The organism is Streptomyces sp. NPDC051740 (assembly GCF_044453165.1).
Lineage (GTDB): Bacteria > Actinomycetota > Actinomycetes > Streptomycetales > Streptomycetaceae > Streptomyces > Streptomyces atrovirens.
Window position 1 is genome coordinate 275211 of the sequence record NZ_JBITCL010000002.1, and the last position, 13929, is coordinate 289139.

The window sequence follows — 13929 nt, forward strand, 5'->3', positions numbered from 1 at the left end:
CGGAACGCGGGCACACGGCCCGGCCGTTCATCACTCGTACCCGCACAGTCGTACGCGCTCCGAGGGAGGAGGAAGCCGCGTGACCAACATCCCCGAGACCGGCCGCAGCCCCCGGGTCCAGATCCGGCTCGTCGTCATCCAGGTCCTCGTCCTCTCCCTCCTCGGCACCCTCGGCGGGCGCCTGTGGTACCTCCAGATCCGCGAGGGCGACCAGTACGCCAAGGAGGCCTCCGGCAACCACGTCCAGCAGGTCGTCCAGCCGGCGGTCCGCGGCTCCATCCTGGACGCCCGCGGGGTGCCCCTCGCCGACAACGAGACCCGCCTGGTCGTCTCCGCCTCCCGCACCGACCTGCTGAAGATGAAGGACGACGGCAAGGCGGTCCTCATCAAACTCGCCGGCGTCCTCGGCATGGACGCCGAGGAGGTCCTCCAGAAGGTCCGCCTCTGCGACGCCGAGACCCCCCAGCCCTGCTGGAACGGCTCGCCGTACCAGCCCATCCCCATCACCGACGAGGCCACCGCCAAACAGGCCCTGCAGATCCGCGAGCGCGCCGAGGACTTCCCCGGCATCACCGCCGAACCGCAGGCCCTGCGCCGCTACCCGGCCCCCGGCAAGGCCAACACCGCCCAGGTCCTCGGCTACCTCTCGCCCGTCACCGACGAGGAGATCACCAAGGCCCAGGACACCAGCTCGCCCTACCTGCGCTCCGACATGGTCGGCCGCTCAGGGCTGGAGCGCCAGTACGACAAGCAGCTGCGCGGCAAGGCCGGCGTCACCCGCTACGAGGTCGACAACCTCGGCCGCGTCATCGGCGAGGCCGAGGCCGACCCCGCCCAGCCCGGCGCCAACCTCGTCACCAGCATCGACTCCCGCGTCCAGCGCATCGCCGAGTACGAGCTGAACGAGGCGATGAAGGAAGCCCGCAAGCAGCACGACCGCAACACCAACCGCAACTACGAGGCCGACTCCGGCGCCGTCGTCGTCATGGAGGCCAAGACCGGCCGTGTCGTCGCCATGGCCTCCAACCCCACCTACGACCCCAACGCCTGGGTCGGCGGCATCTCCGCCAAGGACTACGCCGCCCTCACCGGCAAGAAGTCCAACTACCCGCTGCTCAACCGTGCCATCCAGGGCCAGTCGGCACCCGGCTCCATCTTCAAGGTCATCCCGACGGCCGCCGCCATACAGGCCGGCTACTCCTTCGAAGGCCCCTACAACTGCTCCAGCTCGTACTCCATCGGCGGACAGGTCTTCAAGAACTTCGAGTCCCAGAACCACGGACCGATCAGCCTCGGCCGCGCCCTGGAGGTGTCCTGCGACACCGTCTTCTACGCCCTCTCCCACGAGGAGTGGAAGCGCGACGGCGGCAACAAGCCGAAGAAGGACGCCAACGACTGGTTCTACAAGACCGCCCACCAGTTCGGCCTCGGCGAGGAGACCGGCATCGACCTGCCCAACGAGGTCACCGGCCGCGTCCCCGACCGCCAGTGGAAGCTGGACTACTGGACGGCCAACAAGGACGCCTGGTGCAAGTACGGGAAGAAGGACGGCACCTACGCCGAGAAGATCGCCTACGAGAACTGCCTCGAAGGCAACCGGCTGCGCGCCGGTGACTCCGTCAACTACTCCATCGGCCAGGGCGACACCCTCGTCACCCCCATCCAGATGGCCACCATCTACGCCGCCATCTCCAACGGCGGCACCCTCTACGACCCCACCGTCGGCAAGGCCGTCATCAGCCCCGACGGCAAGACCGTCACGGAGATCGAGCCCAAGGCGCACGGCAAGCTGCCGACGTCGAAGAAGACGCTCGCCCAGATAGACGAAGCCCTCGAAGGAGTCGCCACCCGCGGTACGGCCGCGTGGCGATTCGGGGGCTGGCCGCAGGACGAGATCCCGATGCACGCCAAGACCGGTACCGCCGAGGTCTACGGCAAGCAGACCACCTCGTGGTTCGCCACGTACACCAAGGACTACTCGATCGTCATGACGATCTCCCAGGGTGGTACCGGCTCCGGCGCCTCGGGCCCCGCCGTGCGCAACATCTACAACGCCCTGTACGGCGTCTCCGAGGACGGCGAGATCGACAAGAAGAAGGCGCTGCTGTCCACGCCGCAGAAGAACCTCCCGAAGGTCCGCACGGACGGCACCATCACCTCCCCGAAGATCTCCAAGGACCCCGCCAAGGACCGGTCGACCCCCTCGCCCGGCGCACAGGCCACCACACCGCAGCAGGACCCGGCCGACCCGCAGCAGGCGGGCACCGTCCCCTCGCCGGAGAACACCAACCGCGACACCCGCCGCCACCGGCGACGACGCGGCGGCACCGGCACCGGAAAGGGACTCCGGAGGGCAGCGTCATGACCGGCGGAGTCAACAGCTTCCAGGTCTCCGGATACGGACCGGAGCGGGCCGGCTGGACACGGGTCTTCGCCCGTGACTCCCTGGCCCGGCGCCTCGACTGGCCGATACTGCTCTCGGCGCTCGCCCTGTCCCTGCTGGGCTCGCTCCTGGTCTACTCGGCCACCCGCAACCGCACCGAACTCAACCAGGGCGACCCCTACTACTTCCTGGTCCGGCACTGGCTCAACACCGGCATCGGGGTGGCCCTGATGATCGGCGCCCTCTGGCTCGGCCACCGCGCCCTGCGCACGGCCGTGCCCCTGCTGTACGGCGCCTCCGTCTTCCTGATCCTGCTCGTGCTCACCCCGCTGGGCTCCACCATCAACGGCGCCCACTCCTGGATCAAGCTCCCCGGCGGCTTCTCCCTCCAGCCCTCCGAGTTCGTGAAGATCACGATCATCCTGGGCATGGCGATGCTGCTCGCCGCCCGCGTCGACGCCGGCGACAAGCCGTACCCCGATCACCGCACGGTCCTCCAGGCCCTCGGGCTGGCCGTCGTCCCCATGCTGATCGTGATGCTCATGCCCGACCTCGGGTCGGTCATGGTCATGGTCATCATCGTGCTCGGTGTGCTGCTCGCCTCCGGCGCCTCCAACCGCTGGATCTTCGGCCTGCTCGGCGCCGGAGCGACCGGCGCGGTCACCGTCTGGCAGCTCGGGATCCTCGACGAGTACCAGATCAACCGCTTCGCCGCCTTCGCCAACCCCGAGCTCGACCCCGCCGGCGTCGGCTACAACACCAACCAGGCCCGCATCGCCATCGGCTCCGGCGGACTCACCGGCTCCGGCCTCTTCCAGGGCTCCCAGACCACCGGCCAGTTCGTGCCCGAGCAGCAGACCGACTTCGTCTTCACCGTCGCCGGTGAGGAACTCGGCTTCGTCGGCGGCGCACTGATCATCGGCCTGCTCGGCATCATCCTCTGGCGCGCCTGCCGCATCGCCCGCGACACCACCGACCTGTACGGCACGATCGTCGCCGCCGGCATCGTCGCCTGGTTCGCCTTCCAGGCCTTCGAGAACATCGGCATGACCCTCGGCATCATGCCCGTCACCGGCCTCCCCCTGCCCTTCGTCTCCTACGGCGGCTCCTCCATGTTCGCCGTCTGGCTGGCCGTGGGCCTGCTGCAGTCCATCCGGATACAACGGCCGATGTCCGCGTGAACCGTCGCGGGTGCGGAGCGGCGGTCCACTGCCGCCCCGCACCCACGACTAGATTCCCCCACGGCGGATAGATTCGCCTCATGGCGGACACCAAGCGCGAGATCGAGCGAAAGTACGAGTCCGACGACAGCGGGCTGCCCGACCTGACCCGCGTCCCCGGCGTGGCGACCGTCCTCGACAAGGGCGTCACCCACCTCGACGCCACCTACCACGACACCGCCGACGAACGCCTCGCCGCGTCCTCCGTCACCCTGCGCCGCCGCACCGGCGGCTCCGACGCCGGCTGGCACCTGAAGTTCCCCGTCGCCCCCGGAGTGCGCGACGAGATCCGCGCCCCGCTCTCCGACACCCTCCCGGACGAGCTCGCCGCCCTCGTCCGCTCCCGCGTCCGCGACAACGCACTGCTGCCCGTCGTCCGGCTGCGCTCCGACCGCGACGTACGCCACCTCGTCGACGCCGACGGCCGGCTGCTCGCCGAGGTCAGCGTCGACACCGTCCGCGCCGAACGCCTCACCGGCACCGGCGGCACCGCCCGGTGGACCGAGATCGAGGTCGAACTCGCCGACGACGGCGACCCCTCCTTCCTCGACAAGGTGGAGAAACGCCTGCGCAAGGCCGGCGTACGCCCCTCGGCCTCGGCCTCGAAACTGGCCCGAGCACTGGCCGACACGGCACCGGACAACACCACGACCGCGGCGACCACCCGCACACCCGCCACGGCGCCCGAGGCCGCCCCGAAGCAGAAACACAAGCCACGGCCGGCCGGGAAACCCGTCACCACCGGAGACCACGTCCTCGCCTACGTCCGCGCCCAGCGCGACGCCCTCGTCGAGCTCGACCCCGCCGTACGCCAGGACGTCCCCGACTCCGTGCACCGCATGAGAGTCGCCACCCGCCGCCTGCGCAGCACCTTCCGCTCCTTCCGCGGCGTCCTCGACCGCGAGGTGACCGACCCCGTCGGTGACGACCTGAAGTGGCTGGCCGCCGAGCTGGGCCTGGACCGTGACCAGGAGGTGCTCGCCGAACGCCTCCGGTCGTCCCTCGCCGGCCTGTCCGACACCCTCGTCGCCGGCCCCGTCGACCACCGGCTCACCAGCTGGGCCGAGGCCCGTCACGCCGGAGCCCACGGCCGCCTCACCGGCATCCTCGACTCCCGCCGGTACCTCACCCTCCTCGACACCCTGGACGCCCTGGTCGCCGACCCGCCCCTGCGCAAGAAGGCCGGAACCAAGCCGGAGAAGGCCCTCACCAAGGCCGTACGCAAGGACCTCGACAAGCTGACCGGCCTCGTCACCCGCGCCCTCGACCTCCCACCCGGCACCGACCGCGACGTCGCCCTGCACGAGGCCCGCAAGAAGACCAAGCGCACCCGCTACGCCGCCGAGGCCGCCGCCCCCGCACTCGGTGAACCGGCGGACGACCTCGTCAAGGCCATGAAGTCGCTCCAGGGCCTGCTCGGCGACCACCAGGACAGCGTCATGGCCCGCCAGACCCTCCGCGAGCTCGCCGCCGTCGCCCACGCGGCGGGCGAGAGCGCCTTCACCTACGGCATCCTCCACGCCCGCGAGGAACACCGCGCGGAACGCGCCGAGGCCGCCCTCCCCGAAGCCTGGGCGACGATCACCAAGGACCTTCGGCCCTGGACAACGTAGGGAGTACCCCTCCGGCCGCGTTACGCTGAATGGTCACCCCACTCAGCACACAAAGGTTCGCGAGATGCCTGCCGAAGTCGCCGAGTCTGTGTTCCCGCAGCTCGAAGCTCTGCTCCCGCATGTGCAGAAGCCGATCCAGTACGTCGGCGGAGAGCTCAACTCCACGGTCAAGCCGTGGGAGAGCTGCGACGTCCGCTGGGCGCTCATGTACCCCGACGCCTACGAGGTCGGACTGCCCAACCAGGGCGTCATGATCCTCTACGAGGTCCTCAACGAACAGGACGGCGTCCTCGCCGAGCGCACCTACAGCGTCTGGCCGGACCTGGAAGCGCTGATGCGGGAGCACCGCGTCCCGCAGTTCACGGTCGACAGCCACCGCCCGGTGAAGGCCTTCGACGTGTTCGGCCTGAGCTTCTCCACCGAGCTCGGCTACACCAACATGCTCACCGCCCTGGACCTGGCCGGCATCCCCCTGGAGGCCAAGGACCGCGGCCTCGACGACCCGATCGTCATGGCCGGCGGCCACGCCGCCTTCAACCCCGAGCCGATCGCCGACTTCATCGACTGCGCGGTCATCGGCGACGGCGAGCAGGCCGTCCTGGAGGTCACGCGGATCGTCCGCGCCTGGAAGGAGGAGGGCCGCCCCGGCGGCCGCGAGGAACTCCTCTTCCGCCTGGCGAAGACCGGCGGGGTGTACGTCCCCGGCTTCTACGACGTCGAGTACCTCCCCGACGGCCGTATCGCCCGCGTCGTACCGAACAAGTCGGGCGTCCCGTGGCGCGTCTCCAAGCACACGGTGATGGACCTCGACGAGTGGCCCTACCCCAAGCAGCCCCTCGTCCCGCTCGCCGAGACCGTCCACGAGCGCATGTCGGTGGAGATCTTCCGCGGCTGCACCCGCGGCTGCCGCTTCTGCCAGGCCGGCATGATCACCCGCCCGGTCCGGGAGCGCTCGATCACCGGCATCGGCGAGATGGTCGACAAGGGCCTGAAGGCGACGGGCTTCGAGGAGGTCGGCCTCCTGTCCCTCTCCTCCGCGGACCACTCGGAGATCGGCGACATCGCCAAGGGCCTCGCCGACCGCTACGAGGAGGACAAGGTCGGCCTGTCCCTCCCCTCCACCCGCGTCGACGCCTTCAACATCGACCTGGCGAACGAGCTGACCCGCAACGGCCGCCGCTCGGGCCTGACCTTCGCCCCCGAGGGCGGTTCGGAGCGCATCCGCAAGGTCATCAACAAGATGGTCTCCGAGGACGACCTCATCCGGACCGTCGCCACGGCCTACGGCAACGGCTGGCGCCAGGTGAAGCTGTACTTCATGTGCGGCCTGCCCACCGAGACCGACGACGACGTCCTCCAGATCGCCGACATGGCCACCCGTGTGATCGCCAAGGGCCGCGAGGTCTCCGGCTCCAACGACATCCGCTGCACCGTCTCCATCGGCGGCTTCGTCCCCAAGCCGCACACCCCCTTCCAGTGGGCCCCGCAGCTCTCCGCCGAGCAGACGGACGAGCGCCTCGCCAAGCTCCGCGACAGGATCCGCGGCGACAAGAAGTACGGCCGCTCGATCGGCTTCCGCTACCACGACGGCAAGCCCGGCATCGTCGAGGGCCTGCTCTCGCGCGGCGACCGCCGCATCGGCGCGGTCATCCGCGCGGTCTACGAGGACGGCGGCCGCTTCGACGGCTGGCGCGAGCACTTCTCGTACGACCGCTGGATGGACTGCGCCGACAAGTCCCTCGCGCAGTTCGGCGTGGACGTCGACTGGTACACCACCCGCGAGCGCACCTACGAGGAGGTCCTCCCCTGGGACCACCTCGACTCCGGCCTCGACAAGGACTGGCTCTGGGAGGACTGGCAGGACGCCCTCGACGAGACGGAGGTCGACGACTGCCGCTGGACCCCGTGCTTCGACTGCGGCGTGTGTCCCCAGTTCGACACATGGCCACAACTGAGCGAGAGCGGCAAGAAGCTGCTGCCGCTGACGGTCAAGAAGTCGGCTCCGAACAGCTGAAACGGGGGAGCGGGGGATGACCGAGCCACTGCGGCGCATCGCTGAGGCTGTGGCGGACGCCACAGAGAACGAGGTGGCCGTGGTGCTCGGTTCCCTCGGCTCCCCGAAGGCACGGCGGGCTGCCCGGGACGCTCCACGGACGCCCCTGCCGGCCTCTGGTGGACACGTGAGCATCCAGTCAGAGGTGGAGTGGGTCTAACCGCCGTGTGAGAGCCTGGGCGCCATGGGGGACGCGTCGGCTGATCCGGCCATCAGGAGCTTTCTGGCACCGATGCAGGTCGGTGATCGCTGCAGTGGCACGGTGGCGGCCGTCACCCGGTCTGAGGTGACCGTGGCCCTGGACGGGTTTGCCGCTCGTCCACTCGGGGTGGTGGGGCCGCTGGATGTCTCCTGGCAACGACGTATGACGGATGCTGCTGTGGTCGGACAGCGGATCACCGCCGAGGTGCTCGCGGTGGACTTGGAGAAGGGCCGAGTACGGCTGTCGATGGCGGCCACCGAGAACCCGGAACTCTGGGCGTTCCTCAAGCGGCTCCGCTTCGGTCAACGCCTGACCGGCACGGTGGCGGCGATCGAGTCGTTCGGCGTGTTCGTGGCGCTGGAGGAGGGCCCCGATCACCCGGTCCATCCCGGCGTCGGCTTCATCACGCATCCCGAGCTGTCCTGGCGTCGCTTCGAGGCGGCATCCGAGGTTGTTGCGATCGGACAGCGTGTGTACTGCGAGTTCTTACAGTTCGACACATGGGAAGGAGAGGCCCGGCTGTCCTTGCGGGCTACTCAGCCGGACCCCTTCCTGGGGTTCGCCGAACGCATTGCGGTGGGTCAGAGACTGAGCGGTCGGGTGACCAAGGTGCTCCCGTTCGGTGTCTTCGTTCAGGTCGCGGACGGAGTCGAGGGCCTCGTGCGGCTGCCTGAGCTGAGTGCCGTGCCCGTGGAGAATCCAGAGGGCGTCGTCCGAATCGGTGACGAGCTGATGGTCATTGTCACGGACGTTGATCGAGACCGGCGCCGGCTGTCCCTTCTCTCGGCAACAGGCCTGAGCAGTTGCGGTACAGGCCATGTCCCAGTCCGGCACATGGCCGCAAACGGGCTCGCGGGGCAAGAAGTCCATGACCGGCTGAAACGTGGCCAGGCGTGAGGTGAGGTGTTGCGGCGCATCGTGGAGGCGCAGGGAGCCGTGCGGGAGGCACCGGGGCCCCTCTGCCGTCTCCTGGACCCTCCCCGACCGTCCATGCCGAGGTGGAGTGGGTGTGAGACGGGACTGGCAGTCCGCGCGGCTCTGAGCGCTGGGCGGTGGTTCCTTCATTCCCCCAGAGGAAACTTCCATCCAGATCGGACCCACCGGCAAGAAGCTGCTGCCGCTCGCGGTCAAGAACTCCGCGCCGGCGCCGAGCGGTCACGTCCACTGACGTGAGCGGGGCCTCGATCGGGTGATCGAGGCCCCGGAGGCGGGTGACCGGGCAGCCCTGTTCCGGGGCGCCCGGTCGCGGACCTCCGTCATCTGCTTCAGTCGGTGCCCCTGGCGGTGACGACCAAGCAGCTGGCGTACCCTCCGCGCTGTTCCCATTCCTCCTGCTTCGGCCACATGTACCAGTAGTGTCCGGCCCGTTCCGCCTCGGAGACCCATCGTTCGGGGGCGGTGTCGTAGGCGGTGCTGCAGGCGGCGGCGGCTTTCCGCCGGGCGGCCGTGCTGCCCGGGTAGGGGCCCGTGCCGAGTGTTCGCTGGGCGAAGACCCTGCCGTCGTGCGCGCCCGAGCACGGCACGTCCACGACGGTGTCCACGAGCCGCCGGCCCGTGCTGAAGTCGACGCAGCCACCGGGCTTCACCGAGTCGACGGAACGGACCGCCTCGCGGGCCGGCCGGACGGGTCCGTCGGGCTTCGCGACGGGCTTCGGCACACCGTGTCCGGAGAGTCGGAGGTCGATGGTCAGGGAGGTCATGTCCTCGAACGCGCTGCCCTTCTTCCCCAGGGTCGTCGAGAGGTCGGCTCGTACGTGTGTGACGCGTCCCCGGCCGTCCACGGAGACGGTCGCCGGCAGTGGGGCGCTCTTGGGGAAGGGGATGGACAGTTCGCGCCTGAGGTCCTCGGGGAGCAGTTGCCCGGCGGTGCTGGTGGGCATCTCCGCCTCGTAGGTGTGCCGGGAGCCGTCGGTCCGCCGGGATGTCGCCTCCGTGGCACCGAGTCCTTCGAGGAGGGTGCCGCCCACCGGTCCTTCGGATCCGCGCAGGTGGTCGATGCCGAGGGGCGGACGGGTGTCGCCCGTCGTGTACTGGAGCCAGTACGCCGCCGACTTGGCGCGGTAGTGGATGTGTCGGAGGTCGACGAGGACGCGTGCCGAGGGGTCGGCGTTGCCCTTGCCCGGGGTGGCGCCCAGGAGTGTGTCCTTCGTTTCCCGGGAGAGCTTCTTCGACAGGTGCCACTCCGTGGTCGCCTCGCCCGTTCCCTTCGCGAAGTCCATCCGTCCGCTGACGGTCTGCACCGCCCGGCCCTTCCTCGATGCGAAGGTCATGGTCTGGACGAAGTCGGCACCGCCCGCCTTCTGCGTCTGGCGCAGGGCGAGGTGGACCTGGAGGCCGAGCTTCCGGTCGAGGACGGGGTGCTCGGCGGCGGGGTGCTCGGCGGGGGTGTCCCGGCCGCCGGAGCAGGCGGTCAGGAGCAGGGACGCGAGGGTGAGCACCGCACCTGTGCGGGCGAGGTGTCTGATCATGTCCGTAAGACCCGGCCGGGGCGTGGAGGGTTGCCTCCGTACGGGTCATGGCTCGACCGCCCTCGACGGGGCGGAGGGAACCGTCACCGAGGGCGTCGTCGTTCCCCGCCCGCCCGGGACGGTCGGGTTGCGCGAGGAGTACGGGCTTCTCCGCGGGCGCGTCCTGGGGAAGCCCGGTCGGCACGACGCGGCCCCCGCCGTCGGCGGAGGCCGCTGAGAGGTTTTTCCTGCTGTCGGTGGCGCGTCGGGCCGCTGACAGCGGGGGGCTTACGGGGTGTGCTGTCAGGGGTGCCGGGTTGACGGCGTGTCACGCCGGTAGGAGTGGGCCGGGGCCCGGAAACGTTCCTGTTTGCCGGGATCGGTGAGCGGTGCGGGGTGCTCCATGGTGGACCGCAGCCGGTGGCGGGGGATGGCCCGGCGGGGCGGCCGGGTCAGGGTGATCTGGCGGACGAGTTGCTGGAAGCAGGCCAGGGCGGCCACGCCCGGGAGCGCCGCGGCGGCTGTGTCGGTGATCGTCCGGGGGGCCTGGGCCACGCAGAGCAGTACCGCGACGGTCGAGAAGAGCAGGACGACGAACCACGAGTGCAGGGCGCGCCGTCGGTGCAGTGCCGCGCGGAGGATGGACAACGAGCCCGCCAGCCAGGGGCCGTAGACCAGCACGGGCCACCAGGCCGAGGAACTGCCGCTGCTGTGGGCCGTGGTGACGAGGAGCAGGGGTTCGTAGGTGACGACGCCGCTGAAGACGCTCACCATGGACACGGTGACCGCTGCCAGGGCGGCGATGGCGTAGCTGGCGAGGCGCAGTGCGTCGGGGCGTCTGCGCGGGGGTTTGCGGTGGCCGCGCGGTGACGCGCGCAGGGGCGGGAGTTCCGCCGTGATCTCCTGCAGGTTGCCCATGGGACTGCCGGCCGGGGGATCGGTGACCGGGGTCTCCTCGCGGGGCCCCGGCACGGTGAAGCCGGAGGATTCCTCACCGCGGGCTTCCTGGAGCAGATAGGCGAGTTCCTCGGCCGGGTCCCAGGGGGGTACGTGCGATTCCATGGGCGGTGCGTAGACGAGAGGGTCGTAGCGTTCGTCATTCATGTCAGCCGGCCTCGCCGATCCGGCGGTCGGCGAGCTCCGATTCCCACGAATTCCCCCCGTCGAGCCTGATGAGCCCGGACATGCGTGCCTTCGTCATATAGCGACTAACGGTGGGTGTTTCGCTTGGATGCGTGGCGAATGAGTGAACGGCCGTAGGGAAAATCGCTTTACATAAGTCGCGGAATTCTTATGTCGGATCGGCGTTCAGCATATGAGGTAAACAACATCATGAGGGTGGGATCCGGGCGGGCCGCGCCTGCGTCTCCGTAGGTATGGATCTCGAGAAACCGGCCGGTCCGCCGGCCGCCGCACCCGCGGGTGAGGGGTGTCTCGTCGTGGCGATCCGCATCCCCGTGCGGATCGTGGCGCTGGTGCTGGTCGTGCCGGTGCGGATGGCGTGGGACGCGCTGGTCGTCGCCGGACGGTTCCTGAACGACACGCTGCTGCGGCCTCTCGGGCGGGCACTGCTGTGGGTGGGACGGGCGGTGTTCGTGTGGCCGTTCGTGGGGCTGTGGCGGTATGTCCTCGTGCCGTCCGGCAAGGGACTGGCGTGGCTCGGGAAGGTGCTGCTGGTCCTTCCGGCCCTCGCGTTCCACCGCCATGTGCTGACTCCCCTCGGCCATGGGGCCGCATGGCTGTACGCGCGCGTGCTGACACCGGTCGGCGCCGGGGCGTGGGCGGCTGCGGTGTGGCTGGGGCGATACCTCGTCGTCGTGCCCGCGCTGTGGCTGTACCGGTGGGTTCTGGCGCCGGTGGGGCGGGCGGTCGCCTGGTGCGGCAGGGGGCTGGTGTGGCTGGGGGCGACGGTCGTCACCGGGATCGGTGCGGGGCTGTACTGGATCACCCGGATCCTGCTGGTGCTGCCCGCGCTCGCGGTGTGGCGGTGGGTGCTGGTGCCCGTCGGGCGTGTGCTCGCGGTCGTCGCGCGGGAGGTCGGGGACGCCCTCGGGCATGCCTGGCGGGTCGCCGGGCACCTCTCGCTCGCCGTGGGGCGGTTCCTCGGGAGGCTCTTCCGGTGGGTGTTCGTGGAGCCGGTGCGGTGGGTGTACCGGAGTGTGCTGACACCGGTGGGGCACGTGGTGCGCGACACGGTGTTGCGGCCCGTCGGGGACGCCGCCCGCGCGGTGGGCCGGGCCACCCGGCAGGCCCTCGCCGCCGCCCGCGCGTCGGTACGGCAGGCACGCGCCGACCTCCGCCGGGTGCTGCTCGGTGAACCGGCCGCGGAACCGGTAGGTCGGCCGAAGAAACCGCAGCTCGCACACCGGCGGGAACCTACCGGCCCGGAGACACGTACTCTTGGTAGCAGTACGACCGCTCTCACGAAGGACTGAACAACACTGGGCAAGCGACAGCCCGAAGGCCCGCCGCCCGCACCCGCGGTGCAGCGCATCCGACTGCGCTACACCAAGCGCGGCCGCCTCCGGTTCACCAGCCACCGTGACTTCCAGCGCGCCTTCGAGCGTGCGCTGCGCCGTGCCGAGGTGCCGATGGCGTACTCGGCGGGGTTCACACCGCACCCGAAGGTGTCGTACGCCAATGCCGCACCCACCGGCACGGGCAGTGAGGCGGAGTATCTGGAGATCGCGCTCACCGAGACGCGTGACCCGGAGCGGCTCCGGGCGCTCCTCGACGAGTCGATGCCCGCCGGGCTCGACATCGTCGAGGCGGTCGAGGCCCGCACCTCGGGTCTCGCCGACCGGCTGACGGCTTCCGTGTGGGAGCTGCGGCTGGACGGCGTCGGCCCCGGGGACGCCCGCCACGCGGTGGACGTCTTCAACGCGGCCGGGACCGTCGAGGTCCAGCGCCGGACCAAGAACGGCGTCCGTACCTTCGACGCCCGCTCGGCGGTCGTGGGCCTGGAGAGCGCGGAAACGCACTTGTCGCGGCCCGACGCGGGCGCCGGCTCCACCGGAGCGGCTGACGCCGCGCTCCTTACTGGGCCGACCGACCGGCCCTGTGCGATACTGCGGCTGGTTGTTCGGCACGTGACGCCTGCCGTACGACCCGACGACGTCCTGTCCGGTCTCCGCGCCGTGGCCGACCTGGCGCCGCCGGTCCCCGCAGCGGTGACCAGGCTGGCGCAGGGGCTGCTCGATGAAGAGACCGGCACGGTGACCGACCCGCTCGCGCCCGACCGCGAGGCAGCAGCGACCGAGCCGCAACCGGCCGGCGCCACTGCCGCCGCGACGGCGCCGGCGTAAGGAAGGTCCCGCGAAGGGACGGACGTCGTAAGCGCCGCCCTCGAACTCGGGAGCCACCTGAGTCGGGCAGCGCACCGACCAGAAGACTTTCGCCAGGCCGTACGCATTCGGCGTACGGAACCGGCGAGACAGGACACAGAGTGCTCCCGTGCGGCGCCCGCGCCCCGGACGGCGGCTATCGCGCACCGCGCGAGCCGCGGACGTCACCGGCATCGCCGGACCAGGTGCGGCGCCCGGGAGCCTGACGGGAGAAACGCCCGCATGCTCGAACCGATCGAGCCCACCGAGGGCTCCGAACTGAACACCCCCAGCGACACCCTGCCGCCGAGGCGGCGGCGCCGTGCCGCGTCCCGCCCGGCGGGCCCGCCCGCCGGGGCGGCCGACACGACGGCCGAGACCGTCGCGCCGGCCATACCGGCCGCGGAGGCCCCCGAGCCCGACGAGCTCGTGGAGCAGGAGGGCGCCGAGGCGGAGAAGGAGGCCGAGCCCGTCGAGGCCCCGGCCGCCGCGCCCCGGCGTCGCCGTGTGGTCCGCCGCGCGGCCGCACCGGCCGGGGCACCCGAGTCGGCGGAGGCCGCCGAGACCGTCGTACCGGCGGCGCCCGCGGCGCCCGAGACCGCTCCGGCCCCCGAGCAGCCCGCCGTCGCCGAGGACGCGGCCCCGCGCCGTTCCCGGCGTCGTGCGACGCGCAGCGTGACCTCCCCGG

10 protein-coding genes and 1 pseudogene are annotated in these 13929 nt (G+C 70.7%); 9 read left to right on the plus strand and 2 right to left on the minus strand.

Annotated elements, in window-relative coordinates; all coding sequences use genetic code 11:
* Positions 1-79 precede the first annotated feature (79 nt).
* The 5 genes from mrdA (at position 80) to ACIA6T_RS04325 (ending at position 8368) form a co-directional block, all read left to right on the plus strand.
* Positions 80-2365, plus strand: coding sequence for a penicillin-binding protein 2 (mrdA, locus tag ACIA6T_RS04305; protein WP_399445028.1), 2286 nt, complete (start codon positions 80-82; stop codon positions 2363-2365).
* Complete coding sequence (gene rodA, locus ACIA6T_RS04310) at positions 2362-3564, plus strand: rod shape-determining protein RodA (RefSeq protein ID WP_399445029.1); 1203 nt, start codon at positions 2362-2364, stop codon at positions 3562-3564. Before mrdA ends, rodA begins: the two co-directional genes overlap by 4 nt.
* An 80-nt stretch (positions 3565-3644) precedes the next feature.
* The gene (locus tag ACIA6T_RS04315) at positions 3645-5216 is read left to right on the plus strand and encodes a CHAD domain-containing protein (RefSeq protein WP_399445030.1); all 1572 of its coding nucleotides are present in this window, start codon (positions 3645-3647) and stop codon (positions 5214-5216) included.
* Positions 5217-5280: 64 nt separating this feature from the next.
* Complete coding sequence (locus ACIA6T_RS04320) at positions 5281-7230, plus strand: TIGR03960 family B12-binding radical SAM protein (protein WP_399445031.1); 1950 nt, start codon at positions 5281-5283, stop codon at positions 7228-7230.
* A gap of 223 nt (positions 7231-7453) precedes the next feature.
* Entirely contained in the window at positions 7454-8368 is a 915-nt protein-coding gene (locus ACIA6T_RS04325) for a S1 RNA-binding domain-containing protein (RefSeq protein WP_399445032.1), read from the plus strand.
* 368 nt (positions 8369-8736) lie between these two features.
* Here the strand turns inward: ACIA6T_RS04325 and ACIA6T_RS04330 are convergent, their stop codons facing one another.
* The gene (locus ACIA6T_RS04330) at positions 8737-9939 is read right to left on the minus strand and encodes a hypothetical protein (protein ID WP_399445033.1); all 1203 of its coding nucleotides are present in this window, start codon (positions 9937-9939) and stop codon (positions 8737-8739) included.
* Between ACIA6T_RS04330 and ACIA6T_RS04335 the strand changes: the two genes are divergently transcribed.
* Positions 9938-10156: a hypothetical protein gene (locus tag ACIA6T_RS04335; RefSeq protein ID WP_399445034.1), complete on the plus strand. Its 219-nt coding sequence runs from the start codon at positions 9938-9940 to the stop codon at positions 10154-10156. The two genes, ACIA6T_RS04330 and ACIA6T_RS04335, sit on opposite strands and share 2 nt — an antisense overlap.
* Before the next feature lie 65 nt (positions 10157-10221).
* Here ACIA6T_RS04335 and ACIA6T_RS04340 read toward each other — a convergent pair whose 3' ends face one another.
* Complete coding sequence (locus ACIA6T_RS04340) at positions 10222-11022, minus strand: DUF2637 domain-containing protein (RefSeq protein WP_399445035.1); 801 nt, start codon at positions 11020-11022, stop codon at positions 10222-10224.
* A 272-nt stretch (positions 11023-11294) separates the two neighbouring features.
* On the opposite strand from ACIA6T_RS04340, the gene ACIA6T_RS04345 reads away from it, so the two are divergent.
* The 3 genes and pseudogenes from ACIA6T_RS04345 to ACIA6T_RS04355 all read left to right on the plus strand — a co-directional run.
* On the plus strand, positions 11295-12353 hold the full coding sequence (locus ACIA6T_RS04345) for a hypothetical protein (protein WP_399445036.1): 1059 nt from the start codon (positions 11295-11297) through the stop codon (positions 12351-12353).
* A gap of 48 nt (positions 12354-12401) precedes the next feature.
* The gene (locus ACIA6T_RS04350) at positions 12402-13223 is read left to right on the plus strand and encodes a TIGR03936 family radical SAM-associated protein (RefSeq protein ID WP_399445037.1); all 822 of its coding nucleotides are present in this window, start codon (positions 12402-12404) and stop codon (positions 13221-13223) included.
* 261 nt (positions 13224-13484) lie between these two features.
* A pseudogene (locus ACIA6T_RS04355) lies at positions 13485-13929 on the plus strand (ribonuclease E/G); the annotation flags it as partial.

Bases quoted from the DNA above. Each gene is read 5' to 3' on its own strand.
- rodA (WP_399445029.1), top strand. From the start codon at position 2,362: ATGACCGGCGGAGTCAACAGCTTCCAGGTCTCCGGATACGGACCGGAG.
- ACIA6T_RS04315 (WP_399445030.1), top strand. From the start codon at position 3,645: ATGGCGGACACCAAGCGCGAGATCGAGCGAAAGTACGAGTCCGACGAC.
- ACIA6T_RS04320 (WP_399445031.1), top strand. From the start codon at position 5,281: ATGCCTGCCGAAGTCGCCGAGTCTGTGTTCCCGCAGCTCGAAGCTCTG.
- ACIA6T_RS04325 (WP_399445032.1), top strand. From the start codon at position 7,454: ATGGGGGACGCGTCGGCTGATCCGGCCATCAGGAGCTTTCTGGCACCG.
- ACIA6T_RS04335 (WP_399445034.1), top strand. From the start codon at position 9,938: ATGTCCGTAAGACCCGGCCGGGGCGTGGAGGGTTGCCTCCGTACGGGT.
- ACIA6T_RS04330 (WP_399445033.1), bottom strand. From the start codon at position 9,939: ATGATCAGACACCTCGCCCGCACAGGTGCGGTGCTCACCCTCGCGTCC.
- ACIA6T_RS04340 (WP_399445035.1), bottom strand. From the start codon at position 11,022: ATGAATGACGAACGCTACGACCCTCTCGTCTACGCACCGCCCATGGAA.
- ACIA6T_RS04345 (WP_399445036.1), top strand. From the start codon at position 11,295: ATGGATCTCGAGAAACCGGCCGGTCCGCCGGCCGCCGCACCCGCGGGT.